Below are 26,632 nucleotides of genomic sequence, written 5' to 3' on the forward strand. Positions count from 1 at the left end.
GCATCAACCGCGAGCAATGGCCCTACGTCTATTCGAGGGGATGGCATAGGCTCGCCGCATGGGACTTCTGACCTTCAGCATCAACGTCACCCTGGACGGCTGCGTCGACCACCAGGAAGGAATCGCTGACGACGAGACGCACGCGTTCTTCACCCGCCTCATGGACGAGGGCGGGGCGATGCTGTGGGGCCGCAGCACCTACGAGATGATGGAGAGCTACTGGCCGGCGGTCGCTCGCGGCGACGTGAAGGCGCCGCCGGCGATACGCGAGTGGGCGGTCAAGCTTGAGGCCAAGCCGAAATACGTGGTGTCGTCGACGCGAAGGGACTTCCCGTGGACCAACAGTCATCACATCGCCGACGACCTGCGAACAGGCGTGCAGAGGCTCAAGGACGCGACTCCGGCGGGCGTGCTCCTCGGGAGCGGCAAACTCGCGACCGAGTTGGACCGGTTGGGTCTGATCGACGCGTACAGGCTCCTCGTCCATCCCAGGATCGCTGGCCACGGCCCGACCCTGTACCAGGGCGGGCTGCCCAGTACGCGACGGCTCGATCTGGTCTCGGCGAAGCCGCTCCGCAATGGCGCGGTCGCCCTGCACTACCGGCGCGAAGGCTGACTCAGAGCAGCCTCTCGCGCACAGCCTAGGCCCTGAGGAGCCCTTCGATATGACGTCAGGTTCGGGCGGCCGAGGGAGGAGGCCTAGCGGAGCTACAGGGGGATCCTGCCACCGATGGCAGGTGGGCTTGGCTGTTCCGATGGGCTCCGAGACCGCGAGGGACGGGCCGTTTCAGAACGCTTGGGCCCGTCATCTGGAATGGGCTGGGCGGCTGCCCGGAAACTTCCGAATGGGCGCGCCCGATTGGAACGCTGCATCGCTCGGTGCGGGCTTGGCCCAAGCCGCTGCACGCCTCGCGCCGCCCTCCTGTCCGTTCGCTGCGAACACTTGCCCCCCTCTACCCGGAAGCGCAGCATGCCCGTGCGCTTCCTTCACACGAGCCGACTTCGGCACGCCAACGAGCCGGGACGTCTCCTGCTCGAGACTCCCGACGTCGCGCGGCGCGACCGGGCCATGACGGGCCGGTTGGTCATCGAAGTCGCGGATCGGGAGGCTCCTGAAGCGACCTGCCCGAGCGAGCATGTCCAGGAGGCAGACATGAGGCGAACGCGAAGCCTGAACGGCATCGACCGACGCAGGGTGCTGTCGAGTCTAGCCCTGCTGCCGGTCCTGCCGGGAACCCTCGTCGCCGCTGCCGCACAAACAAGAGCACCGGGCGACTTGCTGCCGTCTTGGAGCGACGGGCCGGCAAAGCAGGCGATCGTCGATTTCGTGCGCGCCACGACCGAGCCGTCGAGCCCGACCTACGTGGCTCCGGGCGACCGGATCGCCGTGTTTGATCAGGACGGCACCCTCTGGGTCGAGCAGCCAATGTACGCGCAGGTCGCCTATTGCCTGGAGCGCGTCCCGGCCCTGGTCGCGAGAAAGCCGGAGCTGCGGAACGTCGAGCCGTTCAAGACCGTGCTGTCGGGCAACCGCGAGGCGATGGCGAAACTTCCCCTGCGGGATATCGAGAAGATCCTCGCCGCCACGCTCACAGGTATGACGGTGGAGGAATTCCAGTCCGAGGTGTCGAGATGGCTCGAGACCGCCCGGCATCCACGCTGGAACCGGCCCTATACCGAGCTGACCTTTCAGCCGATGCAGGAGGTCCTGCAATACCTGCAGAGCAATGCCTTCAAGACCTACATCGTCACCGGCGGCGGTCAGGACTTCGTGCGCGTCTACGCTGCAAAGACCTATGGCATCCCGCCCGAACAGGTGGTCGGCACCGCGGGCACGACGAAGTTCGGCTACGGCCGGAACGGCCAGCCGCTCCTGACCAAGGAGCCGAAGCTGCTGCTCAACGACGACAAGGGCGGCAAGGTCGAAGGCATTCACCTCATGATTGGCCGGCGTCCCGTCGCCGCCTTCGGCAACTCCGTCGGTGATCGTGAGATGCTGGAATACACGCGCGCCGGCCAGGGCGCCCCCCTGGCGATGCTGGTGCTCCACGACGATGCCGCGCGCGAATATGCCTACGGTCCAGCGGCCGGCCTTCCCGACAGCAAGATCGGCACCTTCACCCCGGCGCTCTACGACGAGGCGCGAAAACGGGACTGGACGGTGATCAGCATGAAGAACGACTGGAAGCGCATCTTCGCCTTCGAGGCATGAGGCGGAAAGCAGACTAACCGATTGCGGCCAGCCGCTTCGCCGGGACCGCAGCGGGCCGCGACCGCAGGGCGGCCCCTGGGCCGAGCGTCCGCCCGTCGCGCCCTGGCCCCGCGCGGCATTCCTCAATCGATCATGCGGCGCAGGAAGCCCTGGGGGCCCGGCGGCACCTCGGGGAGCGGCGCGGGGGCAGTGGCCGGCCGGATCGGCATCATCGCCCGCAGCTGCTCGCGGAAATCCTGGCTGATCCGGTCGGCATCGGCCGTGCCGCGGATCACCTTGGGGCGGATGAAGACGATCAGCTCGGTGCGGACCCGGCTGTCGACGCGGTTGCGGAAGGCCGCGCCGACAAGCGGCAGGTCGCCGAGCAGCGGCACGCTCTCGTTGGTGATCTGGGCCTTCTCCTGGACGAGACCCCCGATGGCGAGGCTGTGGCCGTCATGGACCGCGACGCTCGTCGCCACCCGGCGCTGGCGGATCGTCGGCGAGTTGATGCTCGACGTCGTGGTCGGCACCACGTCGCTGACCTCCTGGTTGATGTCGAGCACCACGAGGCCGTTCTTGTTCACCCGCGGCGTCACCGACAGGATCACGCCCGTGTCCTTGAGCTCGATCTGGTTCAGGATCGGGGCGTTGCCGGCGAGCGCGCTCTGGCCCGATTGCTTCACGATCGGCACCTGATCGCCGATCTGGAGCCGCGCCGTGCGGTTGTCCAGGACCGTGATGTTGGGCGAGGAGATCACGTTGACCCGGGTCACGCCCCGCAGGGCGTTGAGCACCACGTTGAAGTCGGTATTGGCCAGGAGATAGTTGAAGCCCGTGACGCCGCGGGCCGCCGCCGAGGCGAGGGCCGCGGTGCCGCCGGTCGCGGCCGAGACCGCCCCGACGGTGGCGGCCTGCGCGAGGTTCACCCGCGAGCCGCCCTCCTTCAGGAACCACTGCACCCCGAATTCGAGGCTGTCGTTGAGCGTCACCTCGGCGATCACGGTCTCGAGCAGCACCTGCGTCGGCATCGCGTCGAGGCGCCCGAGGATCCGCAGGATCTTGTCGTACTGGTTGCGGGTGGCCGAGATCACCAGGCTGTTGTTGGCCTCGTCCGCCACGATGCCGACCGCGTTCTCCCGCCGGCCGGAGCCCCCGCCCCCCGCATAGGCCGCCGGGTCGGGCAGGTTGAACTCCAATCCGCCGCCGGCCGGCGCCAGGCCTTGTCCGAGACCACCTTGGCCGAGACCGCCTTGGCCGAATCCGGCTTGGCTACCACCTTGGCCGCCACCTTGGCCGAATCCGCCCGGCCCGTTCCCCTGGCCGTAACCCTGGCCGGGGGATTGCCCGAATCCTTGACCGCTTCCTTGACCGTTTCCTGGCCCGGCGCCCTGGCCGAAGCCGCCCGCCTCCGCGCCGCCAAAACCGCCCCCGAAGCCGCCCGCGGCATCGGCCCCGCGCGGGCTGCCGCCATAGCCGCCGCCCGAGCCGCCCTGGAGGGCGTTGAGGCCCGCCGCGAGGTTGACATTGGCGCCGGTCTCGGCCGCGACCACGCCCTGGAGCACCGCCGCGAGCTCCTTCGCCGAGCGGTTCTGGATGCGGTAGACGAAGAGCTGGCGCTCCCGCTCGGCGGCGAGGTCCTCGAGGCGGGCGATCCAGTCCCGGGCCCGGTCGAGATAGGCGGCGCGGGCGCTCACCACCAGGATGGCGTTGAGGGGCTCGTTCGGCAGGAACCGGATGATGTCGCCGGTCGCCCCCATCTGCGTCCCGAAGATCTGGGTGAGGTCGCGGGCGATCACCCCCGGATTGGCGCTGCGCACCGGGATCACGGCGGTCGACATGCCGCGCATCCAGTCGACGTCGAAGACCGCGATGGTGTCGCGCAGGGCCTGGATCTGGGCGGGGTCGCCGGAGAGCAGCAGCAGGTTGCGGGCGCGGTCGGCCCGCAGCACCACCTCGCGCGGGGCGACCGCCGCGAGGATCGCCTGCATCTCCTGGGCGGCGATCCAGCGCAGCGGCACCGCCTGGATGCCCGGCTCCGACCCGGCTCCCCCCGCCTCGGCGAGCCGGCGCACCGGGGCGAGGCCGGGCGCGCTGCCGGCGGGCAGGATCTGGACGCCGGCGCCGCGGCGGCGCAGGGCGGCGCCGCGGCTCGCCAGCGCCGTCTCGAACAGGGCCAGGAGGGTCTCGCGCCGCACCGGCCCGGCGGTCTGCAGGGTGATGGTGCCGGTGACCCGCTCGTCGAGGCTGTAGCTCCAGCCGAGCGCCTCGACGAGCACGGCCTTGGCGGCCACCGCCACCGGCACCTCGACGAGGTTGAGGCTGACGGGACCGCCCGGGATCGGCGCCGCGGGCGCCGCCGCGCCGCCGATGAGCTGGTCGCTGCCCCGGCGCAGCAGGGGCCGCGCGGCCGGTCCGCCCCGGCCATAGACCGCGTCGGGCTCGGCCGCGTGGACGGCCGGCGGGGAGGCCAGGAGCGGGAATGCCAGGAGGGCGAGGCCCGGAAGCAGGCAAGCCGCGAGGCGACGGGCGATCGCAGACCTGGCCATGCCCTCCCTCGCGTTCTGCCCCGATGCGGATCGTTCCAGGGTCAGTGCTAAGGTTTCATGGTTAATCGGCGATTAATCGGCCCGTCTATCCCTGATCTGCCGCAATTTTCGCGTTTGAGTTGTATTTGCGCCGGATATCCAATTCCGACTGATTGAACATTCGCCGCTCAATCAGTCAGAGTTTTGATGTTTTAATGCTCAAGCCACGGCCGCTATTGCGTGGCGGCGGCCATGACCTGGCAGGTCTTCACCGTGCCGGGGACCGGGTCGCCGAAGATCGCGTTGTTGCAGCCGACCGGGCCCGTCACGCTCCGCGTGACGTATTGGCCGTTCGCCCCGTAGCGCACGCTCTGCTGGCCCGACACCGTGCAGGTGCCGCCCTCGGGCGCGCAGTCGCGCCAGGATCCCGCCTGGGCGCCGGTCGCCGCGGTCGCCAGCGGGGCGGCGGCGCAGAAGGAGGCGTCCTGCCGGAAGCTCGCGCTCCCGTCGGGCTTCTGGATGCCGAGCGCGTTGCCCGCGTGGCGCAGGTAGTAGCCCCGGTAGTTCACGGATTCGTAGGAGACGCATTGGCCGCTGCAGCCGCAGCTGCCGCCGAGCGGCGAGACCGGCAACAGGCTCGCATCCTGGGTGAAGGTCTGGCCGCCATCCGGGGGGGTCTGCCACATCTGGAAATAGGCGTGGCGCAGGTACTGGCCGGGGCTCGCCAGGGCCTCGAACGAGATGCCCTGGCCGGCAAGCCCCGCCACCTGCCGGAAGGTCGCGCGCTGCCGGTCGCCGTCGTTGCCGGGGGCCACGAGCGCGACCGCGCCGCCGATATTCGTCACGTAGCTCCCCGGCAGGTTGCTGCTCTGCAGGCTCACCGCGCCGGACCCGGTCCCAACATCCGATCCCAGCGCCGGCCGCTCGCAGAAGGAGGCGTCGAGCTTCCAGGCATCCGCTTCCTGGCGCGCCTCCAGGACCATCTGGCCGGCCCGCGCGCGCAGGAAGAAGCCCGGATAGTTCACCGCCTCGTAGGAGAGGCAGGCGCCGCTGGTGCAGCCGCAGGCGGCCGCGAGGGCCGTGCCGCGCCGGAACGTGGCATCCGGATAGGCGCCCGGGCTGTCGGTCACGTCATGCGTGTAGGCCACGAAGTTCTGGTGCCGCAGGTATTTCCTGGGTGCCGCGACCGATTGCAGGCTGACGCCGCTGCCCGCGAGCCCCGGCCTCACCGTGAAGGAGGCGGCACTCTTGTCCGCGACGCTCGCGGCCTGGGCCGCGGCGAGCGCGTCCGTGCCGAGCGGGCGGACATAATATCCCGGGTTGCTCGCCGATTCGAGGCTGATCGGGCTCGTCGGCAGCGCCGCCAGGACGGTCGTGGCCGAAGGGGCCGGGGTGGTGGGGGCCGGGGTGGTGGGGGCCGGGAGCGTGGGGGCTGAGGCCGTGGGAGCAGAGGTCGTGGGCGCCGGCGATGCGGTCGCGCCGCCCGCGCGCGTTCCGTTGCGGCAGAGCAGGCCGACGCGGCTGCCCTGGGCGTTGCCCTCGCCGTAGAGGCCGTAGGCCGAGCCGCTCTCGCCGCAGGCCGCGTCGGGCACCGCTGTCCCGCCGCCATTGCCCACGGCGGCGAGCTTGCCGCCGCCGCCGGCCGAGCCGTTGGCCGCATTCATCGGGCTGCAGGTCACGACGAGCTGCGTCGCCTGGACGCTCGCCTGCCCGCCGATCGCCGTGATCGCCTGATCGCGGGGGCAGTCGCGCAGGAAGGGCGGGCGGGCGTCGAGGCCGGCCCCGACGCTGCGCGGATTCGCGGTCCACCGGCCCGTGACGGCGGTGACGCAGCGCGGTCCGACGCCGCCGATCGCGGCATCCGCCGTGCCGTAGAGGCCGGCCACCACCTCCCCGTCCGCGCAGGCGATGTTCCACAGGCCGCCGCGGCTGGTGCCGACCGTCGCCGTCCAGTTGGCCGAGGGCGCATCCCCCGGCGCCACCCGTTCGTCGAGGCTCGACGGGACCGGCACCTTGACCATCCTGGCCTCGGAGGGAACGCCGTTCCGGTCGATCACGAACAGCATGTAATAGCCCGGGGTGGCGATCACCGTGTTGGCCGGGGCATCGACCGAGAGGGTGTTCCCGCTCGCCCGGAAGCCGAGCTCGATGAAGCGCTGGTCGTTGTTCCAGCCATGCGTGACGGCCCCCGTCTTGAGGAGGGTCACGCGCGCGATGCCGCTGGCGCTCGTCGCCGTGACGGGGAAGCTCTGGCCGAGGGTGAGAAGCCCCGGCGCCGCCGTGATCGCGGGCCGCGGGGCGGGGTTGCCGGCCGCGTCGAGCAGGTAGGCCGGGGTGTAGATCTCGGCGTTGCGCGCGCTGATCGGGCCCGGCGCGCCGCCCCCGCCCGTGAAGACCCGCCCGTCGGGCAGCAGGATCGCGGTCGAGTGGTAGAGCCGCATCACCGCCGCCGAGGCGTCGATGCGCCAGGCCTGCGTCGCCGGATTCCAGATCTCGGCCGCGTAGACCGTGCCCAGGTCGGCATTGCTGACCGCCGAGCCGCCGATGACCAGCACCTCGCCGTTGGCCATCAAGGTGGCGGTGCCCCAGTGGCGCGGGAAGGTCATCGGGGCGGTCTCGGTGATCACCGGCGCCGGGCCGGTGATGTCGAGGAGCGTCGCGGCGCGGCTCGCGGCGAAGCGCCGGTCGAGATCCGACGAGCCGCCGCCCCCGACCTTCAGGATCTTGCCGGGCTGGTACATCACCGCCGTGGAGGTCGCGCCCCAGTTCGGGCGGGCGAAGGGCTGCAATCCGGAGATGCTGCCCTGCCCGGCGATGTCGAGGTAGAAGGTGGCCTGGCCCGCGATCGTGAACAGCCTGGTGTTCGAGACCGGCCAGGATTGCACGTAATTGGCGCGCCCGTCCTCGAACACGCTCCCGTAGGCGTCCGCGCTGCGGGCGCCCGGCAATTCCGACCAGCCCTGGCCCGGGGTGAACACCTCCGGGGTGATCGAGTGGGTGTACCAGTCATACGGGACCATGCCGCCCTGCATCGTCAGGCGGCCATCCGGCATCGTCGTCAGGGTGCCGTACCAGCGCGGGTAGCGCGTCGCGTTGACGAGGTTCGTCTTGAGGGTCCGGGCGTCGTAATTGCCCGCCCCGGTGGCGCTGTTGCCGCCCGCCGTGAGCACGACGCCGTTCCACGGCTGCAGCACCTGCGCGGCGCAGAAGCTGTTCATGGCGATCAGGCTCGGCAGGGTGAGGTGGGCGCCGTCGCCGGTGCCGCGCTTCGGGTCCCAGAGATCGTAGTCGAAGGCGCCCTGCCCATCGTCCGGGGTGGTGCCGTAGGTCATCAGGCGCCCGTCCGGCATCACCATGGCGTGGATGGCGATGCGCGGCCAGCTCACCACGCCGGACCAGCGGCCGGTGCCGGCCTCGGCCGGGGACGCGAGCAGGATCGGCGCGCTCAGGGGAAGCCCCAGGAGCGCGAGGCCGAGCCCCGCGCGGATCCGCCGCCCGGCGCACCCGATACTAAATCTCTGAGTTGTACTCATGACAGAAATACAATCCAATACCGTTGAGCTTCGCCAGATCCTGCCGAAGAGAAGTTTTGGATTGGTTGATCGGCGCGAAGAAACCCGGATGTAGTCCGGATTGCCCCGGATCAACTCAATGGCCGGCGATGTCGGCGTCCTCGCCGGAGCCACCGACGCTGCCGTCGCGGCCCAGGGATGCGATCTCGTAGGCGCTCCCGGCGGCGCCGGGGACGCGGTAGAGGTAGGGGCGGCCCCAGGGGTCGATCAGCCCGCGGGCGTCCCGCACGTAGGGGCCGCGCCAGCCCACGGCGCCGGGGGGCGCCGCCGTCAGCGCCCCCAGGCCCTGCTGCGCCCCCGGATAGGTGCCGAGGTCGAGATAGTAGAGCTCGATCGCCTGGGCGATGTTCTTGACCTGGATCCGGGCCGTCTCGCCCTTGGCGCGGCCGAGATAGCCGAGCACCTGCGGCGCCACCATCGTGGCGATCATCCCGATGATGGCGAGCACCACCAGAAGCTCGACCAGGGAGAAGCCCGCCTGCGCAGGCTCCCGCGCAGGCTCCGGCGTGCCGCTCCGCGCCCGCCCGCCCCCGACTGCGGCCTCGCCCGAACCCTTGCGCATTGTCTTGGTTGTATCCCTATTTAAACACAACCAATAATACCGGATGCGAGTAAAGGATTTGCTCATGTGGCAAGAGCGTTTTTTGTTCTTGACCGCGCCGGAATGCAATAATCAGGTTCGTGTTTTCTTACGAGATCTCGCGCGACACTGCGCCCTCGAGCGAAGCGGCGGGGGCCGGGCGAAACATGGCGGGCAGGCGGGGCGGGTTCGCCGGATGGGTCGTGCCGCTCCCGGCGCTGCTTGCGTTCGCGGCGGGGCTGGCCTGCCTGCCGGCGCTCGCGGGCCCGCTGGCCGTGCCGCTGCCCGCCCCCCTGCCGCCGGTGCGGCTCCTGACCCTGCTGGTGGGGATGCACCTCGTCGGCCTCTGCCTCGGGCTCGGCGGGGCGACCATGCTGGATTTCTGGATCCTGCGCTGGATGCGCTGGGGCGGGATGCCGCCGGAGATCGAGCGGACCTTCCTGTTCATCAGCAAGGTGGTGTCGGTGGGGATCGGCCTGCTCTGGCTCTCCGGCCTCGGCTTCCTGGCGCTCTACGCCGTCGAGGCCCCGGAGAAGCTCGCCAACCCGAAGCTCTGGGCCAAGATCCTGGTGGTGGTGGTCCTGACCGTCAACGGTCTCCTGATCCACGCCCTCGTCCTGCCGAGCGTGCTGCGGGACGTGCGCCGGCCGATGCTGGCGGGCGCCTCCGGCATCGAGGCCGGCATCTTCCTGGTCTCGGGGGCGGTCTCGGGGGTGTCCTGGTACACGGCCTTCGCGCTCGGGCTGATGCGCGAGCTGAACGACCGGGTGCCGGCCCACCTGCTCGTCCTGCTCTGGCTCGGCGCCACCGTGGCGGCCTCCCTGGGGGCCGCTCTCCTGTGGGGCCACCTGCGCCGCCTCGCCGCCGCGCGGCCCCCGCGCTTCCTGGATGAGGCGGGACCGCCGGCGCCTCCCGCCCCGCTCGCAGTGCCGCCTTCCCCCATCGCGGCGCGGCCGAGCGTCCCGCAGGAGCGCTGCGTGCGCCTGCGCCGGAGCGCGCCGGCCCTCGCCCGAGCCTGACGCCCATGCCTGTCCTGATCACCATGCCTGTCCTGATCACCATGCCTGCCCTGATCACCATGCCTGCCCTGATCACCATGCCCGGCCTCCTCGCCGACCCGCTCGTCGCGGCCTTGCTGCCCCTGCCCCTGACGCTGCCGATCGCCCTGATCGACCTGCGCCGGCAGATCATCCCGGATCGGCTGAACCTCGCGCTCCTCGGCCTCGGCCTCGGCCTCGCCGGGCTGCGGGCCGCGCAGGCGCCGCTCGCGGCCCTGGCGGAGGGCCTCGCGGGGGCAGGGCTCGCGGCCGCCCTGCTCTGGGGACTCCGCGCCGCCTATGGGGCCTGGCGCGGGCGCACCGGCCTCGGCCTCGGCGACGTCAAGTTCGTCGGCGCGGCGACGGCCTGGATCGGGCTTTCGGGCCTCCCGCTGATGATCTTCGCGGCGAGCGGCTCGGCGCTCGTCCTGATCGGCCTCGCGGCCCTGCGCGGCCGGACGATCGGCGCCGCGACCCGCCTGCCCTTCGGGCCGTTCCTGGCCCTTGGGCTGCATGCCGCCCTCTGGGCCGGGGGCGCCGGGCCCGATCTGCCCTAGAACGCTCCGCGCCGAAGTGGAGACCGGTTTTGCCTCAGGTGATCGGCTCGACCCACTGCGCGCGCGACGCCCCCGGCGCGAACCCATCGCCGAAATACTGGGTCTCGCGGGCCACCTTCGCGTCGCGGAACTCCATGATGCTCACGGTGTAGGACGGCCGCCCATCATAGGTCAGGACGTATTCGGTGATCCAAAGATCGCCCGTGCCGATGATCCGGCGAATTGCGAAGCGTTTCCGGTTCGGCTGCGCGGCGCGAGACGCCTGAATGCTCTGCCGGCCGCGGATCCGCTCACCGGATTGCGGGTAATCGAGAACCGCGTCCTCTCGGTAGATCCGGTGTTCCGCCTCGAAGTCGCTCGCGTCGGAGGCAGCCCAGTGCTGATCCAGGGCCGCGCGAATCTCCTGATCCCGCATGTCGAACCTCCTTGACCCGCGCGGTCGGCGTCGCCGCGCGCCATCCGGCAGCGGCAGGAACCGCATGTCAGCACGCAGGCCGGGTGGCCGTGAAGGGTCGCAAGCGTTCCGAGCCGCGCGCACCGCGCACCGGAGCCGGCGCTCGGCCTTTGCCGGGACGCGCTCTCCTGCGCCGAGCCGGTCTCCGCCTCGGCGCTGAGCTCGCTAGAGCTGTTCCCGATCGCGTTGCGACGGGACCGTCGGCCGCGCCCGTGCCGAAGCGGGCGCGGATCCCCTCTCCCGTGCGGGAGAGGGACAGGGTGAGGGTCGAGACCTTTCAGAACGAGGTGCGCCCGATCGGCGCTCAGTCGGCGATACGACCGCATGCTCCATCCTGAAGGCGCTCATCCCTCACCCCAACCCTCTCCCGCACGGGAGAGGGGGCCCGCCGCGCTGCCCGCGTCGTCATCCCGAGACCGCGAAACGGAGCCCTGGAATGACGCTGTGCTTCACCTCTCCCGTCCGGGAGTGGTCGAGTCGGCGCGAGCCGACCGGGTGAGGGGTGCGACTTCTCCGGACAACGCGCACCCCTCACCCCAACCCTCTCCCGCACGGGAGAGGGGGTCCGTCGCGCCGAACCGGACCGGGGCTGCCGATTTTCCAGCCCGTTGCAACGCGATCGGGCGCGGCTCTAGCGCGGGCCCTCCCGGGGCATCGCGGCCGCGCCGGCGCTCGCCCGCAGCCGCTCCGCCAGGGCGTCCGGCCCGATCGCGTAGGGCAGGCGGGCGATGAGGTCGCCGGCCGGGCCGACGAGGTGGAGGTCGGTGGAATGGTCCACCGCGTAGCCCGCCGCCCCCTCGTCCGGATGGCGCAGGATCAGGGCCCCGTAGGACCAGGCGAGATCGTCGATGGCCGCGACCGGGCCGGTGACCGCGACGAAGCCCGGATGGAAGGCCTCCAGATAGGCGCCGAGCACCCGCGCATCGTCCCGCGCCGGGTCGGCGGCGACGAGGATCGGGACGATGCGCCGGGCGATCTCGGGGGGCAGCCGGTCGAGGGCCTGCGTCACGGTGGCGAGCGCCGTCGGGCAGGAATCCGGGCAATGGGTGTAGCCGAAATAGACGAGCCGGATCCGGCCCGCGAAGGCGGCCTCCGTGAGGGGCCGGCCATTCTGGTCCATGAGGCCCGCGGCATCCGGGATCGGGGCGATCCGCCGGGTTGCGGCCGGCGCGGCCGGCGCGCCCGCCTCCGCGCGGGCGTGTCCCTGCGCCGCCAGGACGATCGGCAGGGCGATCAAGCCGGCCCGGAAAAGTATTGGAAGTTGCATTCTCGCCTCCGACCGGCCGACAGGCCCGCGCGGATGCGCGAAGACAGATCAGCCGGGTGCGCCACCCGAAGTTCGAGCTTGGATCAGCTTGCCTGAGCGCCGCGTTAACTGGCCGGCCGTTAGGCTGATCCGGCGCGGGATCGCGCAGGATGCGGGCATGCGCGGATGCGGCGGGCGAGGATCGGGGGCGTGGCGATGCGGGACGGGCGCGCCGAGACCGCGCGCGCGGGCTTCGTGCTGCCGACCGTGCTGGCGCTCCTCCTGGTGCTCTCGGCGCTCGCCGCCGCCGTGACCTTGCGCACCCGCACGGCGATCGCGCTGGCGGCCGCCTCCCGCGACAGGCTCACCCTCGATGCCGAGGCGGACGGCATCGTGCGGCTCGTCGGCCTCTGGCTCGCCCTCGAGGCGCGGGGCCGGGCGAGCCCGTCCGGCCTGCCCCTGAACGGCGAGCCCGTGCGCTGCCGCCTCGGCCCCGCGCACAGCACCACCATCGTGCTGCAGGACCAGGGCGGCCTGCTCGACCTCAACGCCGCCCCGCGGCCCCTGCTGGAGGAGGTGCTGCGCCGCCTCGGCCTCTCCTCCGGGGACGCGCTCGCGGTCGCGGCCCAGATCATCGATTTCCGCGATCCCGACGACGTGCCCGAGCCCCATGGCGGCGCCGAATCCCGGCGCTACCGCGAGGCCGGGCTCGCCTACGGGCCGCGCAACGCCCCCTTCGCGAGCCCGGACGAGATCGACCAGCTCCCCGCCGTCACGCCGGAGATCTACGCGGTCCTGCGCCCGGCGCTGACGGTGCAGAACGGGCGCGGCGCCCTCGACCCGGCCCGGATGGAGCGCCGGCTCGCGGCGCGCCTGCCCCCCGGCGCCCTGAGCGGGCCGGGTCTCGGCGCGGCGGCTCTGCCCTCCGACGGGGTGCGCTTCGAGATCTCCGCGATGGTCGAATCCGGCCGCGGCGCCCGGGCGATCCGTTCAGGCCTGGTCGGCCTCGACGATCCGGGCCAGGGGGCCGGCGCCATCCTGTCCTGGCGCCGCCCCTCCGCCTGGGAATGGGGCCCGGCCCGCCCCGACCATCCCGCCTGCAAGGCCGTCGCGGCCCTGTTCGGGGCATCGTAGGGTCGGTCTGGCGAGGGCGTGCTCCGACGGGCTGAAGCCGGGCTGGAGATAGGAGGTGCTGAACTCGGCGATGTCGCGCACGCGGCCGAGGTCCAGGATCCTCAGGGTGCGCCCGTGGAATTCGAGCAATCCCTGCCGCCGCAATTCCTGCAGCACCCGGTTCACGTGGACGTTCGAGAGGCCGAGCGTGTCGGCGAGGTCGATCTGCGAGATCGGCAGGCGGCAGGTGTCCTGGCGCGCCAGCCCGACCACCTCGAGGCGGGCGAGCACCTCGCAGAACAGGTGGGCGAGGCGCTCGAGCGCCGAGCGGGTGCCGAGATTGACCAGCCACTCGCGCGTGGTCGCCTCCTCGGCGAGCTTGGCGAGGCGAAGCGCCCGCGCGATGGCGGGGTGCTGCTGCATCACCTCCCCCAGGAGCCCGCGCGGGATCCGCGCCACGGCGGCGGTCGAGAGGGTCCCGACCGCGTGGTCCATCCGCCCGAGATAGGGCGCGTCGACGTCGCAGAGATCGCCCGGCAGCAGGTAGGTCATGATCTGGCGCGAGCCGGTCTGGCGCAGCTTGTAGCGGCCGGCGAAGCCGTCGAGCATCAGCACCGCCTCCTCCGGCACGTCGCCCTCGCGGATCAGGTCCACATGCGGATCCACCGTGCGCGCCTCGGCGCTCAGGCGCTCCAGCACGAGGCGGTCCGCCTCGCTCAGGCTGGCGAAATGCTCGAGCTTGCGGACCAGCGGATTGCGGGTCGGGAAGTCCGGCGCGGCCCTGCGCAGGGGAGAGGCCGCATGGATGCTTTGGAGGTCTCTCATGAGCGCGGGCTCCGGAACGAGGCCGACCGCGCCCGAGCGTGCCGGCAAGTAAATCTGAAGCAATATGATTCATAAGCGGTTGAAACACGATTTGTTACAGGTGCGGGTTCGTTCGTGACTTTCCCGACAATTCCCATTCTTGCGAGCTTGAGCCTAGTATAACCTATGATAGAGTAACTTATGTTATCCTGGACTGCCTTGCATTGGCGTGCCCAGGAGGCGATAATCTACCTGCCGTTCGCCGAATTCGACTGATATCGGCGCTCGGGCGACGGCACCTGCTCTCGCCCTGAACCGGAGCGGAGCCATGTCCCAGCCTTCCCAAGCGGAGATTCGCAACCGCCTGTTGAGGGTCCTGCCGAAGTGCGATTTCGCCCTGCTGGCGCCGCACCTGCAGGCGATGCCGACCGAGCTGCGGCAGGTGCTGATCACCCCCCAGGAGCCGGTCCGGTACCTCTACTTCCCCGAGAGCGGCTTCGCCTCGATCACCACGCAGGGGTCCTCCGGCCGGGTCGAGATCGGCCTCGTCGGCCGCGAGGGTCTGGTCGGGGCCTCGCCGTTGCTGCTCGGCGCGGACCGCACGCCCTTCGCGCATTTCATCCAGGGTGCCGGCGAGGTGCTGTGCATCGACCGGGCCGCCTTCTGCGCCGCCGTCGACGAGAGCGCCTCCCTGCGCCGGCTGCTGCTGCGCTACGTTCAGATCCAGCTGATCCAGACCGCGCAGACCGCCTTCGTGAACGCGACCTACAGCCTCGAGGTGCGCCTCGCGCGCTGGCTGCTGATGTGCCAGGACCGGACCGACGGGGACGAGCTCGCGATCACCCACGAGTTCCTGTCGCTGATGCTGGGGGCGCAGCGCAGCAGCACGACCCTGGCGGTCCAGGCGCTGGAGGGCTACCGGCTGATCCGGGCGCGGCGCGGGCGCATCACGGTGCTCGACCGCGAGGCGCTGGAGGCGGCGGCCGATGACGGCTACGGCGTGCCCGAGGCGGAATATGCCCGCCTGATCGAGGGCGCCTGATGCCGCGCTACTATTTCCATCTCCGGCATCGGCCGGGACCGGAGGGCCTCGCGGTCGACGAGGACGGCGACGACCTGCCCGACCTCGACGCGGCCCGCCTGCATGCCCTCGCGGTGGCGCGCGACACCATCGCGCGGACGCGCACGGACATCGTCCGCGACTGGTTCGTCTGCGCCTTCGAGATCACCGACGAGGCGGGCCGGCACCTCCTGACCGTGCCCTTCAGCGACACCGTGCCGGACGAGGTGCCCTGACACCAGGAGACTCAAGACCCTTGGCGCCCGGGGCGCCCGGCGGCGGTGCCTCAGCGCGCGCCCCCGATCGGCACCGCCAGCGGCGCCCACGCGCGCGGGTCGCCCTGCGGGAACGCCACCGTGACGGAGACCAGGAACGGCAGGCGGTCGCCCACGTCCCAGGTCTCCCCCCAGGTCGCCAGCGGCGTCGGGCTGCGCCGGCCGTAATAGCGCAGGGACCAGCCGGCAATGCCCCGCAACAGGGGCTCCGGCCGCGCGGCCTCGGCGCGCACGCCCCGGTCGAGGCCGCGCGCCTCGACGAGGTCGAGCCCGGTCGTGCCAGACCCGGACGCGCCGGGTCCCGTCGTGCTCGGCGCGAGCCCGGTCGCGCTCGGAGCGAGCCCGAGATGCACCCGCATCTGGCCGCCCGCCTCGACCGTACGCTCGGAATCCGTGACCAGGAGGAGGCGGTCGGGGCCCCCCGCGAAGGCGGCGCTGCGCCCCGCCCCGATCCCCGCGACCGCGTCCTCCAGGGTCCGGCGGAGATGGTCGCGCACCGCCTGCACGCTTGCCTGGCGCTCGGCCGCGGCGAGGTGCCGGCTCATCCGGGTGGCCGTCCAGGCGCCCTGGAGCAGCAGCAGCGACAGGAGCGCCACCAGGGCGAGGCTGACCAGAACCTCGACGAGGGTGAAGCCCGCCTCGGATTCCCGCGCCGCCCCGCCGATCGCCGCCGCCTCAGCCACCGGAGCCTCCCACGAGGGCGGTGCGCAGGACCAGCCGGAAGGGGGCCGGGCCCTGCCAGAGGCCGACGACGCGCAGGCGCGTCCCGGTGGCGCCCGCGCCCAGCGCCGCGGCGGCATCCTCGATCCGGATCTCGTAGGGCGTGCCGTCCCGGAAGCGCCCGCTGCGGCGCCCCACCGCGAGGGGCTCGGCCGCCAGCCCCGCCACCAGGGCCGCCGCCTCCTCGGTCCGGCGCAGGGCCTCGGTGCTGCGGGCGAGCCGGCCGGCGGATTCGCCGAAGGCCTGGAAGGCCGCGAGCATCGCCAGCGCGGTGATCGCGAAGGCGACCAGCACCTCCACGAGGCTGAAGCCGGATTGGGCGCTCTCCCGAGCCGTCGCGGCGCCGCTCACGGGGCCCCCGGGCGGCCGAGATGCACGCTCCCGGTCAGGCGCTCGATGGAGAGGAGGCGCGTCTCCGCCCCCTGGTCCAGGCGGATCTCGCCGCCGCTGCTGCGGCCATCGGGCAGGAAGCGGATCAGCCCCGCGGGGCCGCGGCTCTGGGGCGGCGGCACCAGGGTGACGCGCAGCTCCGCCGGGATCGGCAGGGGCGCGAGGCCCGCATCGGAGGCGAAGCTCCGCCCCGCCGGGTCGAGGGCGAGGCCCCGGATCGCGTTGCTGCGGATCGCGGCGGCCCGCGTCAGGCTCAGCCGCGCCGCCAGGGTCTCGCCGAAGGCATCGAGGGCCTGGCCCCGGCCGATGCGGCTCAGCACCGGGCCCGACATCGCCGCCACGCCGGCGAGGATCGCCAGCACCACCAGCATCTCGATGAGGGTGAAGCCGGCCGCCGCCGGAGCGGGCGTGCCGGCCTGTGGGGCGGCCATCACGGGGCGCCTCCTCGAAGGCGGTCGGGATCGGGAGCGATCCGGCCGATCCCATCAGAATCCGGCTAACGCGGGCTTAAGCGCGGCGCTGTCAGCGCCGGCACCGGCACACTCTTGGCGCAGGCACCGGCACACTCTTGGCGCCGGCAGCGCCGGCGGGGACGCTTCGGCCCGCTCGGGCGTTGTCGCTGCAGCCAAGGACGAGGCGAGGCATGCACGCACCGACGGATCTGACGCCCGCAACCCTGCGCCGGATGCCCCTGCCGCGCCCCCAGGGCGGCAGCAAGGAGGAGCGCGGCCGCATCCTGGTCGTCGGCGGGAGCCGCGAGTTGCCCGGCGCGCCGCTCCTCGCCGGGCGGGCGGCCCTGCGCGCGGGCGCCGGCAAGCTCCAGGTCGCGACCCTCGCGAGCCTCGCCCTCGGCCTCGGGCTCGCCTTGCCGGAGGCCCGGGTGATCGGCCTCGACGAGACGCAGGCCGGCGGCATCGCGCCTGCCGCCCTCGAGACCCTGCTGCCCCGGGTCGCGGCCTGCGCGGCCCTGCTCGTCGGCCCCGGCATGATGGATGCGGAGGCGGTGGCGCGCCTGACGCGCGACCTGCTGCTCGGCTGCGACGGTCCGGCCCTCGTCCTCGACGCGGCCGCGATGATGCGCCTGCGCGCCGACGCGGAGGCGCTGCGCCGCCATCGCGGCCGGGCGATCATCACCCCGCATCCCGGCGAGATGGCGGGCCTCCTCGGGATCGACAAGCGGGAGGTCGAGGCCGACCCCGTCGGGATCGCCCGGCGCACGGCCGCCAGCCTCGGATGCATCGTGATCCTCAAGGGCGCCTGCACACGCATCTGCACGCCGGAGGGCGAGGCCTGGGCGAGCGCCCACGGCCCGGTCGGGCTCGCCACCTCGGGCTCGGGCGACACCCTGGCGGGGCTCCTCCTAGGGCTCCTCGGGCGCGGCGCCGCCCCGCTCCAGGCCGCGCTCTGGGCGGTCCACGTCCATGCCGAGGCGGGCCGGCGCCTCGGGCATCAGGTCGGCCCCCTCGGGTTCCTGGCCGGCGAGCTGCCCGGCCAGTTCCCCGGCATCCTGGCGGATCTCGCGCCGACCGCTCCCTGACCCACGGCCCGCAACGAAACGTGGCTATTGGCGTTGATGGAGCCCGTGCCGCGGCCTGCGGCGCAACCCGGAGTTCTTTTTTGACCATGACGCTTCTCGCCCTCCTGATCGTCGGCAATATCGCGCTCGCGGGCACGTTCTCCCTCGCGGCCTGCCTGGCCGATTAGGCCTTTCGCGGGGTCATTGGCGGGGTCAGAGGAACCGAGGGAGGCCGCGTGCCAGCCTGGATCGAACACGCCGTCTGGTGGCAGGTCTACCCGCTCGGCTTCGTCGGCGCCGAGCCCGAGGCCCGGCCGCGCGAGGCCGGCCCCCTCCGCCGCCTGCCCCGACTCCAGGGCTGGCTCGACTACGCGGTCGAGCTCGGAGCCTCGGGGATCGCCCTCGGGCCGATCTTCTCCGCCGCGACCCACGGCTACGACACGATCGACCATTACCGGATCGATCCCCGCCTCGGCGATGTCGGCGATTTCGACGCGTTCGTGGCCGCCGCCCACAAGCGGGGCCTGCGCGTGCTCCTCGACGGGGTCTTCAACCATGTCGGGCGCGATTTCCCGGCCTTCCGGGAGGTTCTGCGCGAGGGCGCGCAGGCGCCGCTGGCATCCTGGTTCCGCCTGTCCTGGCCGCGGGGCCGCGGACCCGGCGCGGTGCCCGATCACGCGAATTTCGAGGGGCACGACGCCCTCGTGGCGCTCAACCACGACGAGCCCTCGGTCGTTGATTACGTGGCGGGCGTCATGGATCACTGGTTGCGGCGCGGCGCCGATGGCTGGCGCCTCGACGCCGCCTACGCGGTACCGAACCGGTTCTGGGCCGAGGTGCTGGCGCGCGTGCGCGCCGCCCACCCGGAGGCCTATTTCCTCGGCGAGGTGATCCACGGCGACTACGCCGGCATCGTGCGCGCGACCGGCCTCGACGCGGTGACCCAATACGAGCTCTGGAAGGCGATCTGGAGCGGGCTCAACGACCGCAACCTGTACGAGCTCGCCCATGCCCTCGAGCGCCATAACGGCTTCCTCGACAGCTTCGCGCCCCTCACCTTCGTGGGCAACCACGACGTGACCCGGATCGCCAGCCGCCTCGCCGATCCCCGCCACCTGCCGCACGCCCTGGCCGTGCTGTTCTGTTGCGGCGGCACGCCCTCGATCTATGCCGGGGACGAGCAGGCGTTCCGGGGGGTGAAGGAGGAGCGCGCCGGCGGGGACGACGCCGTCCGTCCGGCCTTCCCGGAGGATCCGGCCGGCCTCGCGCCCTATGGCTGGCCGATCTACCGCCTGCACCAGAGCCTGATCGGCCTGCGCCGCCGCCATCCCTGGCTGCACGGCGCGCGGAGCACGGTGCTTGACCTCACGAACGAGACCCTCGCCCTCGCCTGCCAATCCGGCGCGGGCCGCCTCCTCCTCGCCCTGAACCTCGGCGAGGCGGGCGCCGACCTCTCCGCGCCCGGCGCGCGCGCGGTCGAGGCCGGCGAGGCCGAGCTGATCGCGGCGGGCGCGCAGGCGCGGGTCCGCCTGCCGCCGCATGGCTGGGCGATCCTGGCGGCCTGACGACAGGGCCGCGCCTGGCCTGCAACGGTTGGCGCGACGCCTTGAAACTTTGTCGACCAACCCGCCGTAAGGGCGCCCGGAACGCGCGGCCGACACTCAGGATCCGCGCGGCGCCGACGCGCATCCGAGGCTGCATTCCCGTGACCGACACCGATTGGACCACCCCCGCCTATGCCATTCGCCGGGTCGGCGACGGCTGGACGGTCTATCATTGGGCGACATTAGAGCCCGCGCGGGTGCACGGCACCGCGCAGGTCGGACTGAGCCGGGAGGTCGCCGGGGCGATCGCGGAATTCCTGAATGACGAGGCCGGGCGCGTGGGCGCCATGCCAAGACACCGGGTTGCAGCCCCGGGCGGGGCACGCGGGCCAGCGCATCGGCCGGCGCCGCGGCGGCGGCGCGCGTTTACGGTTTCTTAACCACGCGGGCGCATCCCTGACGCATCGGAACAAAGCATGAACGAACGATGATGCAGATCCATCAGAACCCGGTGCCGTCGCTCTGCCCGGAGGCCATCGCGGGCATCGGCGCCCGGCTCCGCCGGGCTTACGCGGAGAGCGCCTTCGAGGGGCTGCCGCGGCGCCATGTCGAGCTCATCCTCGCGCTGCGGGCCAAGGAGCGGGAGCGGGCCCGGCGGTGAGTGGCCGCCGGTCCCGCTCCTGTCGGTCCCGCTCCTGCCCGATCCTCAGGCCGCGACCTTGCGCTTGGCCCGGGCCTTCGGGGCCGGCTCGGAGGATTCCGCTGCCTTGGCCCCACGGGGCGCCTTGGCGGGCTTCTCGGCCAAAGGCGCCTCGGCCGATTTCGGGGCGCGCTTGGAGGCGGCAGCCGCCTTGGGACCCGCTGACGCCTTGGGGGCTTCTGCCTCGGCCGCCTTGGCGGCAGGCTTGGCGGTGGATTTGGGGGCGGCCTTGGCGCTGGCCTTGGGGCTGGCCTTGGCCTCCGGCTCCGGGGCCTGCACGGTCTCGGCGGGGGCGGCCGCGGCGGCCGGCTTGCGGCGCTGCTGGCCGAGGCCGAGGCTCTTGGCGAGGGAGGAGCGCTGCTCCGAATAGGCGGCGGCGACCATCGGGTAATCGACCGGCAGGCCCCACTTGGTGCGGTAGGCCTCGGGGGTGAGGTTCCGGATCGTCAGGTGGCGGCGCAGGGTCTTGTAGGGCTTGCCGTCCTCGAAGCTGACCAGCGCGTCGTGGGTGATCGACTTGCGGACCTGCGCGGGCGTCGCCTTCGGGGCGGCCTCGGTGCTGGCGCCGCCGGCGCTGGCGAGGCCCGACAAAGCCGCGTGGACATTGCCGAGAAGTGCCGGCAACTCGGTCACCGGCAGGGAGTTGTTGGATACGTAAGCGGAGACGATTTCCGACGCGAGATCGATGTAGTCGATCTGGAAAGTGGCGGCAGGCTCTTCCATTTTTCTATTCCTCTTCCAGGGTCCTGCTGTTCAGTTCATTGTCGCAGCTTGCCCGTCAATAGGCGTAAAGCTGAAATCCACTGCCTCTAAGCACAATTCGCCTGAAATATGCGCTGTAACGTCGACGTTCGTCGCGCGCCCGGTCGGATTCGGTCGAAACCGCCGATGCGCGGGCCGCCAAAACAGCCCGGGCCGGCCCGGAACCCGTCCGGGCTTCGGCGGTTGCTTTGATGGAGCCCCGCTCCAGCGCGAAACCAGCCTCGGAGGTGAAGCCATGCAGCATCACGGTCAGTCCGACAGTGAGGAGGCTCCGCCGAATCAGGTCCGGGCATAGGTTCTCGCGCGATCGCGCACACGGAGGCGGGATGAGAAGTCCCGCCTTTCTTGTGTTCCACTGTGCGCAGGTCTCGACGTTCTCTTCATCCCGACGTCTTCACGCCCCGATGGACTGACGGGCCATCGCCCGCCGGCCGGCCCCGCGATCCGAACGCTTGCGGACGGAGGCGCCCCGGTGGAACGACAGGGCGCTAGACAATCGCTAGAATCGGATTTCCGATCGGATAACGAACCGGTGGTTGTTTTCAGGAGCGCCAAGTCTTCACGTCAAGTTCTTCCGCCAAGTCCTCTCGTCAAGTTCTTCCGCCAATTCCTCAGGCAATGGACCGAGCCATCTTCGTTGCGCCGACCGGCCGGCCCGTCCGGAGCGACCGAGTCCTCTCCACCGCGCTTGGCGGGCCGACGCCCCGAAGCGCTCACAGGCCGCCGCGGCAATCCCTGCCGACGGCCGGTCCCCAAGCCTGCCCGGCCAAGCACCGGACCCGCGGGCAAACCCGGAAGGATCCCCCGATGAAATTCGCCGTCGCCGCCCTGTCGCTGGCCCTCTGCGCGGCCCCCGCCCTCCTGGCGGCCCCCGCCCTCGCCCAGGGCAACTCGCCCTACAACACGTCGGGCCCGCAGGCGGGCGGGCCGCTCGCCGGGCAGGAGCGCGAGATGGGCGCCCGCGGCGGCACCCCCAGCATGGCCCCGAATGCAAGCGGGCGCGCCATGGCCAAGCCCACGCGCCACAACCGCAAGGCGATGAAGCGCCGCAACAACCGCATGTGAGCCGCCGGAGCGGCTGAGATACGGGCCCGGCTCGCCTTCGAGCGACCGCCGCAGCCGCAGGGCTCCTCCGCCCAGACCCGGTTCCGCTTGCGCGGAATCGGGTTTCGGTGTTTTGGGCATCAGATTCTCTCAGACACCCGCCGGCTTCACCGACAGGGACGGACCGGCCGATGATCGGAGCCCGGGATCGTCCCAGGGGCCGCGCCGCGCCTTGTCGCAGGATCGGGGCGATCCGAGGTCCTGCCCAGCGCGTGCTCGAAATTTCAAGCTTGGTGCCGTCCGCGTCCAACCCGTTGACCGTGGAGGGCCGACATTCGGCACCGGGCGCTCCCTCAACCAGCATGTCCAATGCACACGGCACCCAGCGCGACGACAAGGCAGGCTGCGATCCGGTGGGCGGTCAGGTGCTCGCGCAGAAAGAAGCGGCCTATCAGCGCTGCGAACACCACACTGGTCTCGCGAAGGGCCGAGACCGGTCCCATGGGGCCGAGCGACATGGCGAAGATGATGAGCCCGTAAGCCGTCAGGGAGGCGATGCCGCCGCCTGCGGCCACCCAGGTTTCGCGGGGGCCTCGCACGAGGCTGCGCCAATCACGCAGGGCGGCATAGACAGGCGGCGCCAGGACACCCCAGAGGAGGCACATCCAGACGGTATAGCCGACCGGCGTGCCCGAGAGCCGAACGCCGATCCCGTCCACCACGCTGTACGCGCCGATGAAGCATCCGGTACCCAGCGCGTAGAGCAGATTGGTACGCCCGATGCCGCGCCCCTGGAACGCCAGCGAGACGATGCCGCCGGAGACCAGCAGAATGCCCGCCGTGGCGATCGCATCGGGACGCTCATGCGCGAACGCGGCCGCCCCGAGGGACACCAGCAGCGGCGACGATCCGCGCGAGATCGGATCGGTCTGCCCAAGGTCCCCATGCGCATAGGTGCGCACCAGGAAGAGATTGTAGCCGACATGGAGCACGGCCGAGAGGGCAGCGTAGCCCCAGCTCTCGCGCGCGGGCAGGGGTAGGAGCGGGACGAGCGCCGCGCAGACCAGGGCGATGGCGATGCACATGATCGTCATCGACCACAACCTGTCGCGACCGGCGCGCAACAGGGCGTTCCAGCTCGCGTGAAGGATGGCGGCCAGGAGAACGATGAGGCAGATTCCGAGCGACATGCTTGCCCTGCAGCCTATTCGCGTGTGAGTGCCCCTGGAGAGATCAGTCATTCCGTCGAATGACCGGTTCGGCTGGTTTGATGGACAGCCGACTTCTCGGCAGAAGCGTCGTCAATCCGGCGTCGCGAGACAGCGGTCATTCGTCTGCCGGGATGAAGCGGAGGGTGCCTGCTCGACGTGTCGGCCTGCCGGTGTCGTTCGTGTGATGGATGCCGTCCATGACAGGCACTTCGGGGAAATCGAACGGGCTCACCCCGTCGAGGCAGGCCACGTTCACGGCATAGAGATCTTGGTTCGATCGTCTCTGATGATGCGTGTAGATCCCGCAGCGAGAACAGAAGAAGTGCTGCGCCGCTCCCGTATGGAAGCGGTAGCTCGTCAACGCATCCTCGCCCCGCAGGAACTTGATCCCGCCCATGGCAGCCATCGCCACGACGGCGCCTCGCATTCGGCAGTACGAGCAGGTGCAGCGGCGGATCGAACCGAAGCCATCGCTCAGCGTCGCTTCGAAACGCACGGCACCGCAATGGCACTGGCCAACCCGAACGTCCGTGTTGTCGACCATACTGTCCCTCCATCCTGTTCAGATTAAGCCTGAGTCGAAATTCTGCCTCCAGAAATTCGATAACATTTGTAGATGCTGTATTCGAGATCGACGTGCTTGAAGTCGCGAAGGCATAAGACCGAAGACATAAGCCCGAAGACATAAGCCCGAAGACACAAGCTCGAAGAGCGGGACGACTTTCGTGTCGCCGTCCGAGAATCACGGCCTCGACGGGGCCTTCGCCGGCAGATGAGGAGAAAGGCTGAGCATGAGCGGGACGACTGCGAGCGCCGTCGCGGCGGCCGCGACAGCGGCCCAGCCAGGCCCTACGGCGTCGCCCAAGCGGCCGTAGATCAGAGGAGCCGCGAGCGCGCTTCCCCCGAGCGTGCAGGTGTAGAACACCGCGAAGGCCGTCTCGACCCGGCCGCCCGGCGCGAGGTCCGGCACCGTGCCGTACAGGACCGAGGAGGTGCCGTTCAGCAGAAGGCCGAGCAGGGGCAACACCGTGAGCGCCGGCACGAGCGGCAGCGCGATCGCGGCCAGGATCGCCGCGGCCGTCCCGGTCTCGGTCAGGATCACGGTCCTGGTCACGCCGAGGCGATCTCCGAGCCGGCCGCAGACCGCCTTGCCCAGAGCGCCACCCACGAAGACCAGCGACAGGGCAAGGCCGATTGTCGTCAGCCCGGCACCCTTCGCCTGCAGCAGGAATGGCAGGTAGAGCAGGAAGGCCGGGCGCGCGGCGTTGTCGAGCATGCCGATGGCGACGAGGAGCCGGAATCCGGTCTGGCCGTTCTGCGCCTCGCTCCGAGGCTGAGCCGCCCGCGGCCTCCCGTCCCGTGATCCGCCCCCGGAGGTGGGGTCTCGCGGCAACAATTGCCCGACGGCGAGTGCGACAGCGGCACCCAGGCCGGCGATCAGCCACAACGCCGTGCGCCAATCCGTGAGCGTCAGGAGGAAGCCGACCAGCGGCGGCACGCTCGCCTTCCCCAGATCGCCGGTGAAGTTGTAGGTGCCGAGCGGTCCGCGGGCGCAGGGCCCGAAGCTCCGGGCGATCACCGACGAGGCCAAGGGGTGCTGCGTGCTGCCGCCGGCACCGCCGAGCACCAGCGCGGTGCAGAGGCCGACCAGACCGCCGGACGTGCCGGCGAACGCGTAGCCGCCGGCGCTGAGCAGCGTGCCGAATATCAGCACGGTGCGGGCACCGAGGCGTCGCGCGAGCTGGCTGGAGGGCACCTGCAGCGCGGCGAGCGTGCCGTTGTAGAGGCTGCGCAGCAGGGCGAGGGCGGCGAACCCCAAACCGAACTCTCCCTGCCAGACCGGCAGGAGCACGTAGATCAAGTCGGTATAGCCGTCGTGCAGGGCGTGATTGAGGCCGGTCGCGATGAGCGTCCGCTGCGCCTCGCGGGCGGAGGCGGTCTCACCGACCGGGGCGAGATCCGGTGCGATCGACATGCGGCGTCCCTGTCCAATTCCGGACATGGAGGAAACGCACTTCACGGGAGATTGTCGAATTGATAGGTTTTTCCGCAGCCATATAAAAAATCAATGCGCTACACCCAGCTTCGCTCCTTTCACGCCGTCGCCGAAGCCGGCAGCGTGACCGCCGCCGCCGCCGTGCTGCATGTCAGCCAACCGACGTTGACGACCCAGATCCGGGCTCTCGAGCAGCACTACGCGGTCGAACTCTTCGTCCGCACCGGAGGCCGGCTTCACCTGACCGAAGCCGGTCGCCACTTACAGCGCCTCGCGCAACGCATGTTCTCGGACGAGGCCGAGGCGCGGCATTTCCTATTGGAGAGCCAGGAGCTGCGCACGGGCCGTCTTCGGTTGGGTGCCGTCAGTCCCTTCCACGCAACGGCGATGCTCATCGCCTTTCACGCACGCTACCCCGGCATCGAGATCTCGGTGTCGGTCGGAAACTCGAAGTCAGTCCTGCAAGACCTGCTCGAATTCCGCACGGATGTGGCGATCCTGGCCTATGCCGAGAGCGATGATCGATTGTGGGTGTCGCAGTACAGCAAGGATCCGATCGTCGCCTTCGCCCATAAGGATCATCCGCTGTTCCGGCCGGAGCGTACCGGCATCCGGATCGCCGAACTGCACGGTGAGGCGATGGTCGCGCGGGAGGTCGGGTCGAACACGCGTCGCGCCACGGAAGCGGCGATGGTCCAAGCCGGTGTTCGACCGCATGTCGTGATGGAGATCGGCAGTCGGGAGGCTGTTCGCGAGGCGGTCGCAAGCGGCGTCGGGATCGGGGTGGTCTCCAATGCCGAGCATATGCCCGATCCACGGACCCGATGGCTCCCTTTCCTCGATGTCGAGATCTACAACTACGCTCATATTGTCTGCCTACAAGATCGCCGCAATTCTCGCATGATCGGGGCGTTCATCGATATCGCCTGCGCGAAGAATACTTGCCCTCCTTAGAGTGCTGTGTCGTTTTACAAGTTAGGTCCCTTGAACGAGGCACGTGTTCGGCCTCCGGCGTCGGGGCGCGGGCAGGATCCTGTTGCTTGCCGAGGCCGTGAAGGGGCTCACCACCCAGGCCGAGCGCCCGGGCAGTCGCGGCGATGGGGCTTGCCGCCGGTGGCCGATGAACGTCCGATTGCAGGCACCGCGGGCCGCTGTCTGCGGCGAGGATGGCACGGGTCCCAAGCGTCGGCTTCCACTAGAGCCGCGCCCGATCGCGTTGCAACGGGCTGGAAAATAGGCAGCCCCGGTCCGGTTCGGCGCGACGGCCCCCCTCTCCCGTCCGGGAGAGGGTTGGGGTGAGGGGTGCGCGCTGTCCGGAGAAGTCGCACCCCT

Annotated in this window: 25 protein-coding genes and 2 pseudogenes; 13 read left to right on the forward strand and 14 right to left on the reverse strand. The window is 71.0% G+C overall.

Going from position 1 to position 26,632, the window contains the following annotated elements; translation table 11 throughout:
- Window positions 1-58: 58 nt before the first annotated feature.
- Both F6X53_RS09210 and F6X53_RS09215 read left to right on the forward strand, forming a co-directional pair.
- On the forward strand, window positions 59-616 hold the full coding sequence (locus F6X53_RS09210) for a dihydrofolate reductase family protein (RefSeq protein ID WP_150999711.1): 558 nt from the start codon (window positions 59-61) through the stop codon (window positions 614-616).
- A gap of 537 nt (window positions 617-1,153) precedes the next feature.
- The gene (locus tag F6X53_RS09215) at window positions 1,154-2,212 is read left to right on the forward strand and encodes an HAD family hydrolase (RefSeq protein ID WP_150999712.1); all 1,059 of its coding nucleotides are present in this window, start codon (window positions 1,154-1,156) and stop codon (window positions 2,210-2,212) included.
- Between the two features lie 122 nt (window positions 2,213-2,334).
- On the opposite strand, the gene gspD is transcribed toward F6X53_RS09215, so the two are convergent.
- The 3 genes from gspD to gspG all read right to left on the reverse strand — a co-directional run bounded on the left by gspD (window position 2,335) and on the right by gspG (window position 8,853).
- Window positions 2,335-4,740 carry a type II secretion system secretin GspD gene (gene gspD / locus F6X53_RS09220; RefSeq protein ID WP_150999713.1) on the reverse strand — a complete coding sequence of 802 codons (2,406 nt, stop codon included), beginning with the start codon at window positions 4,738-4,740 and terminating at the stop codon, window positions 2,335-2,337.
- Between the two features lie 212 nt (window positions 4,741-4,952).
- Window positions 4,953-8,252: an AbfB domain-containing protein gene (locus tag F6X53_RS09225; protein WP_150999714.1), complete on the reverse strand. Its 3,300-nt coding sequence runs from the start codon at window positions 8,250-8,252 to the stop codon at window positions 4,953-4,955.
- A 115-nt stretch (window positions 8,253-8,367) separates the two neighbouring features.
- A complete protein-coding gene (gspG, locus tag F6X53_RS09230) occupies window positions 8,368-8,853 on the reverse strand; it encodes a type II secretion system major pseudopilin GspG (RefSeq protein ID WP_150999715.1) in 486 nt (161 codons plus the stop codon).
- Between the two features lie 221 nt (window positions 8,854-9,074).
- Here gspG and F6X53_RS09235 point away from each other — a divergent pair, with 221 nt between their 5' ends.
- Together F6X53_RS09235 and F6X53_RS09240 are read left to right on the forward strand one after the other, a co-directional pair.
- Window positions 9,075-9,890 carry a hypothetical protein gene (locus F6X53_RS09235; protein ID WP_244965547.1) on the forward strand — a complete coding sequence of 272 codons (816 nt, stop codon included), beginning with the start codon at window positions 9,075-9,077 and terminating at the stop codon, window positions 9,888-9,890.
- A 5-nt stretch (window positions 9,891-9,895) separates the two neighbouring features.
- On the forward strand, window positions 9,896-10,465 hold the full coding sequence (locus F6X53_RS09240; protein ID WP_238298994.1) for a prepilin peptidase: 570 nt from the start codon (window positions 9,896-9,898) through the stop codon (window positions 10,463-10,465).
- Window positions 10,466-10,499: 34 nt separating this feature from the next.
- Here F6X53_RS09240 and F6X53_RS09245 read toward each other — a convergent pair whose 3' ends face one another.
- Both F6X53_RS09245 and F6X53_RS09255 read right to left on the reverse strand, forming a co-directional pair.
- Window positions 10,500-10,880: a nuclear transport factor 2 family protein gene (locus F6X53_RS09245; protein WP_150999757.1), complete on the reverse strand. Its 381-nt coding sequence runs from the start codon at window positions 10,878-10,880 to the stop codon at window positions 10,500-10,502.
- 670 nt (window positions 10,881-11,550) lie between these two features.
- On the reverse strand, window positions 11,551-12,186 hold the full coding sequence (locus F6X53_RS09255) for an SCO family protein (RefSeq protein WP_150999717.1): 636 nt from the start codon (window positions 12,184-12,186) through the stop codon (window positions 11,551-11,553).
- A 195-nt stretch (window positions 12,187-12,381) separates the two neighbouring features.
- Here F6X53_RS09255 and F6X53_RS33120 point away from each other — a divergent pair.
- Window positions 12,382-12,969 (forward strand): annotated as a pseudogene (locus F6X53_RS33120) (type II secretion system minor pseudopilin); the annotation flags it as partial.
- Window positions 12,970-13,155: 186 nt separating this feature from the next.
- Here the strand turns inward: F6X53_RS33120 and F6X53_RS09265 are convergent.
- Entirely contained in the window at window positions 13,156-14,103 is a 948-nt protein-coding gene (locus F6X53_RS09265; RefSeq protein WP_150999719.1) for a Crp/Fnr family transcriptional regulator, read from the reverse strand.
- Between the two features lie 307 nt (window positions 14,104-14,410).
- Between F6X53_RS09265 and F6X53_RS09270 the strand changes: the two genes are divergently transcribed.
- On the forward strand, window positions 14,411-15,124 hold the full coding sequence (locus F6X53_RS09270) for a Crp/Fnr family transcriptional regulator (RefSeq protein ID WP_150999720.1): 714 nt from the start codon (window positions 14,411-14,413) through the stop codon (window positions 15,122-15,124).
- Window positions 15,124-15,378, forward strand: coding sequence for a DUF6894 family protein (locus tag F6X53_RS09275; RefSeq protein ID WP_150999721.1), 255 nt, complete (start codon window positions 15,124-15,126; stop codon window positions 15,376-15,378). The genes F6X53_RS09270 and F6X53_RS09275 overlap by 1 nt, the downstream gene beginning before the upstream one ends.
- Before the next feature lie 50 nt (window positions 15,379-15,428).
- On the opposite strand, the gene F6X53_RS09280 is transcribed toward F6X53_RS09275, so the two are convergent.
- The 3 genes from F6X53_RS09280 to F6X53_RS09290 are packed head-to-tail and all read right to left on the reverse strand — an operon-like array spanning window position 15,429 to window position 16,958.
- Window positions 15,429-16,100, reverse strand: a complete 672-nt coding sequence (locus F6X53_RS09280; protein ID WP_191970759.1) for a prepilin-type N-terminal cleavage/methylation domain-containing protein — start codon at window positions 16,098-16,100, stop codon at window positions 15,429-15,431.
- Window positions 16,093-16,488 (reverse strand): PulJ/GspJ family protein, encoded by a 396-nt coding sequence (locus F6X53_RS09285; RefSeq protein WP_150999723.1) that lies wholly within the window; start codon window positions 16,486-16,488, stop codon window positions 16,093-16,095. Before F6X53_RS09285 ends, F6X53_RS09280 begins: the two co-directional genes overlap by 8 nt.
- Window positions 16,485-16,958 (reverse strand): GspH/FimT family pseudopilin, encoded by a 474-nt coding sequence (locus F6X53_RS09290; RefSeq protein ID WP_150999724.1) that lies wholly within the window; start codon window positions 16,956-16,958, stop codon window positions 16,485-16,487. Before F6X53_RS09290 ends, F6X53_RS09285 begins: the two co-directional genes overlap by 4 nt.
- 212 nt (window positions 16,959-17,170) lie before the next feature.
- On the opposite strand from F6X53_RS09290, the gene F6X53_RS09295 reads away from it, so the two are divergent.
- From F6X53_RS09295 to F6X53_RS32280, 4 genes are all read left to right on the forward strand, one after another.
- Window positions 17,171-18,064 carry an NAD(P)H-hydrate dehydratase gene (locus F6X53_RS09295; RefSeq protein ID WP_150999725.1) on the forward strand — a complete coding sequence of 298 codons (894 nt, stop codon included), beginning with the start codon at window positions 17,171-17,173 and terminating at the stop codon, window positions 18,062-18,064.
- Between the two features lie 215 nt (window positions 18,065-18,279).
- Window positions 18,280-19,608 carry an alpha-amylase family protein gene (locus F6X53_RS09300; protein WP_150999726.1) on the forward strand — a complete coding sequence of 443 codons (1,329 nt, stop codon included), beginning with the start codon at window positions 18,280-18,282 and terminating at the stop codon, window positions 19,606-19,608.
- 140 nt (window positions 19,609-19,748) lie between these two features.
- On the forward strand, window positions 19,749-20,027 hold the full coding sequence (locus F6X53_RS09305) for a hypothetical protein (RefSeq protein ID WP_150999727.1): 279 nt from the start codon (window positions 19,749-19,751) through the stop codon (window positions 20,025-20,027).
- 47 nt (window positions 20,028-20,074) lie between these two features.
- On the forward strand, window positions 20,075-20,248 hold the full coding sequence (locus tag F6X53_RS32280; protein ID WP_191970760.1) for a hypothetical protein: 174 nt from the start codon (window positions 20,075-20,077) through the stop codon (window positions 20,246-20,248).
- A 267-nt stretch (window positions 20,249-20,515) separates the two neighbouring features.
- On the opposite strand, the pseudogene F6X53_RS33125 reads toward F6X53_RS32280, so the two are convergent.
- A pseudogene (locus tag F6X53_RS33125) lies at window positions 20,516-21,010 on the reverse strand (Ros/MucR family transcriptional regulator); the annotation flags it as partial.
- Between the two features lie 55 nt (window positions 21,011-21,065).
- Complete coding sequence (locus F6X53_RS09315) at window positions 21,066-21,293, reverse strand: hypothetical protein (protein ID WP_150999729.1); 228 nt, start codon at window positions 21,291-21,293, stop codon at window positions 21,066-21,068.
- A gap of 563 nt (window positions 21,294-21,856) precedes the next feature.
- Between F6X53_RS09315 and F6X53_RS09320 the strand changes: the two genes are divergently transcribed.
- On the forward strand, window positions 21,857-22,114 hold the full coding sequence (locus F6X53_RS09320; RefSeq protein WP_150999730.1) for a hypothetical protein: 258 nt from the start codon (window positions 21,857-21,859) through the stop codon (window positions 22,112-22,114).
- A gap of 332 nt (window positions 22,115-22,446) precedes the next feature.
- Here F6X53_RS09320 and F6X53_RS09325 read toward each other — a convergent pair whose 3' ends face one another.
- The 3 genes from F6X53_RS09325 to F6X53_RS09335 form a co-directional block, all read right to left on the reverse strand.
- On the reverse strand, window positions 22,447-23,283 hold the full coding sequence (locus F6X53_RS09325; RefSeq protein WP_150999731.1) for a DMT family transporter: 837 nt from the start codon (window positions 23,281-23,283) through the stop codon (window positions 22,447-22,449).
- 136 nt (window positions 23,284-23,419) lie between these two features.
- Entirely contained in the window at window positions 23,420-23,848 is a 429-nt protein-coding gene (locus F6X53_RS09330) for a GFA family protein (RefSeq protein WP_150999732.1), read from the reverse strand.
- 198 nt (window positions 23,849-24,046) lie between these two features.
- Window positions 24,047-25,279, reverse strand: a complete 1,233-nt coding sequence (locus F6X53_RS09335; protein WP_150999733.1) for an MFS transporter — start codon at window positions 25,277-25,279, stop codon at window positions 24,047-24,049.
- Between the two features lie 93 nt (window positions 25,280-25,372).
- Here F6X53_RS09335 and F6X53_RS09340 point away from each other — a divergent pair, with 93 nt between their 5' ends.
- Entirely contained in the window at window positions 25,373-26,254 is an 882-nt protein-coding gene (locus F6X53_RS09340; RefSeq protein ID WP_150999734.1) for a LysR substrate-binding domain-containing protein, read from the forward strand.
- Window positions 26,255-26,632: the final 378 nt, after the last annotated feature.

The sequence above is a fragment of the Methylobacterium soli genome (genome assembly GCF_008806385.1).
Lineage (GTDB): Bacteria > Pseudomonadota > Alphaproteobacteria > Rhizobiales > Beijerinckiaceae > Methylobacterium > Methylobacterium soli.

What these genes read in the sequence shown, in the direction of transcription:
- F6X53_RS09210 (WP_150999711.1), top strand. Translation starts at nt 59, where the DNA reads ATGGGACTTCTGACCTTCAGCATCAACGTCACCCTGGACGGCTGCGTC.
- F6X53_RS09215 (WP_150999712.1), top strand. Translation starts at nt 1,154, where the DNA reads ATGAGGCGAACGCGAAGCCTGAACGGCATCGACCGACGCAGGGTGCTG.
- gspD (WP_150999713.1), bottom strand. Translation starts at nt 4,740, where the DNA reads ATGGCCAGGTCTGCGATCGCCCGTCGCCTCGCGGCTTGCCTGCTTCCG.
- F6X53_RS09225 (WP_150999714.1), bottom strand. Translation starts at nt 8,252, where the DNA reads ATGAGTACAACTCAGAGATTTAGTATCGGGTGCGCCGGGCGGCGGATC.
- gspG (WP_150999715.1), bottom strand. Translation starts at nt 8,853, where the DNA reads ATGCGCAAGGGTTCGGGCGAGGCCGCAGTCGGGGGCGGGCGGGCGCGG.
- F6X53_RS09240 (WP_238298994.1), top strand. Translation starts at nt 9,896, where the DNA reads ATGCCTGTCCTGATCACCATGCCTGTCCTGATCACCATGCCTGCCCTG.
- F6X53_RS09245 (WP_150999757.1), bottom strand. Translation starts at nt 10,880, where the DNA reads ATGCGGGATCAGGAGATTCGCGCGGCCCTGGATCAGCACTGGGCTGCC.
- F6X53_RS09255 (WP_150999717.1), bottom strand. Translation starts at nt 12,186, where the DNA reads ATGCAACTTCCAATACTTTTCCGGGCCGGCTTGATCGCCCTGCCGATC.
- F6X53_RS09265 (WP_150999719.1), bottom strand. Translation starts at nt 14,103, where the DNA reads ATGAGAGACCTCCAAAGCATCCATGCGGCCTCTCCCCTGCGCAGGGCC.
- F6X53_RS09270 (WP_150999720.1), top strand. Translation starts at nt 14,411, where the DNA reads ATGTCCCAGCCTTCCCAAGCGGAGATTCGCAACCGCCTGTTGAGGGTC.
- F6X53_RS09275 (WP_150999721.1), top strand. Translation starts at nt 15,124, where the DNA reads ATGCCGCGCTACTATTTCCATCTCCGGCATCGGCCGGGACCGGAGGGC.
- F6X53_RS09290 (WP_150999724.1), bottom strand. Translation starts at nt 16,958, where the DNA reads ATGGCCGCCCCACAGGCCGGCACGCCCGCTCCGGCGGCGGCCGGCTTC.
- F6X53_RS09295 (WP_150999725.1), top strand. Translation starts at nt 17,171, where the DNA reads ATGCACGCACCGACGGATCTGACGCCCGCAACCCTGCGCCGGATGCCC.
- F6X53_RS32280 (WP_191970760.1), top strand. Translation starts at nt 20,075, where the DNA reads ATGATGCAGATCCATCAGAACCCGGTGCCGTCGCTCTGCCCGGAGGCC.
- F6X53_RS09315 (WP_150999729.1), bottom strand. Translation starts at nt 21,293, where the DNA reads ATGCTGCATGGCTTCACCTCCGAGGCTGGTTTCGCGCTGGAGCGGGGC.
- F6X53_RS09320 (WP_150999730.1), top strand. Translation starts at nt 21,857, where the DNA reads ATGAAATTCGCCGTCGCCGCCCTGTCGCTGGCCCTCTGCGCGGCCCCC.
- F6X53_RS09325 (WP_150999731.1), bottom strand. Translation starts at nt 23,283, where the DNA reads ATGTCGCTCGGAATCTGCCTCATCGTTCTCCTGGCCGCCATCCTTCAC.
- F6X53_RS09330 (WP_150999732.1), bottom strand. Translation starts at nt 23,848, where the DNA reads ATGGTCGACAACACGGACGTTCGGGTTGGCCAGTGCCATTGCGGTGCC.
- F6X53_RS09335 (WP_150999733.1), bottom strand. Translation starts at nt 25,279, where the DNA reads ATGTCGATCGCACCGGATCTCGCCCCGGTCGGTGAGACCGCCTCCGCC.
- F6X53_RS09340 (WP_150999734.1), top strand. Translation starts at nt 25,373, where the DNA reads ATGCGCTACACCCAGCTTCGCTCCTTTCACGCCGTCGCCGAAGCCGGC.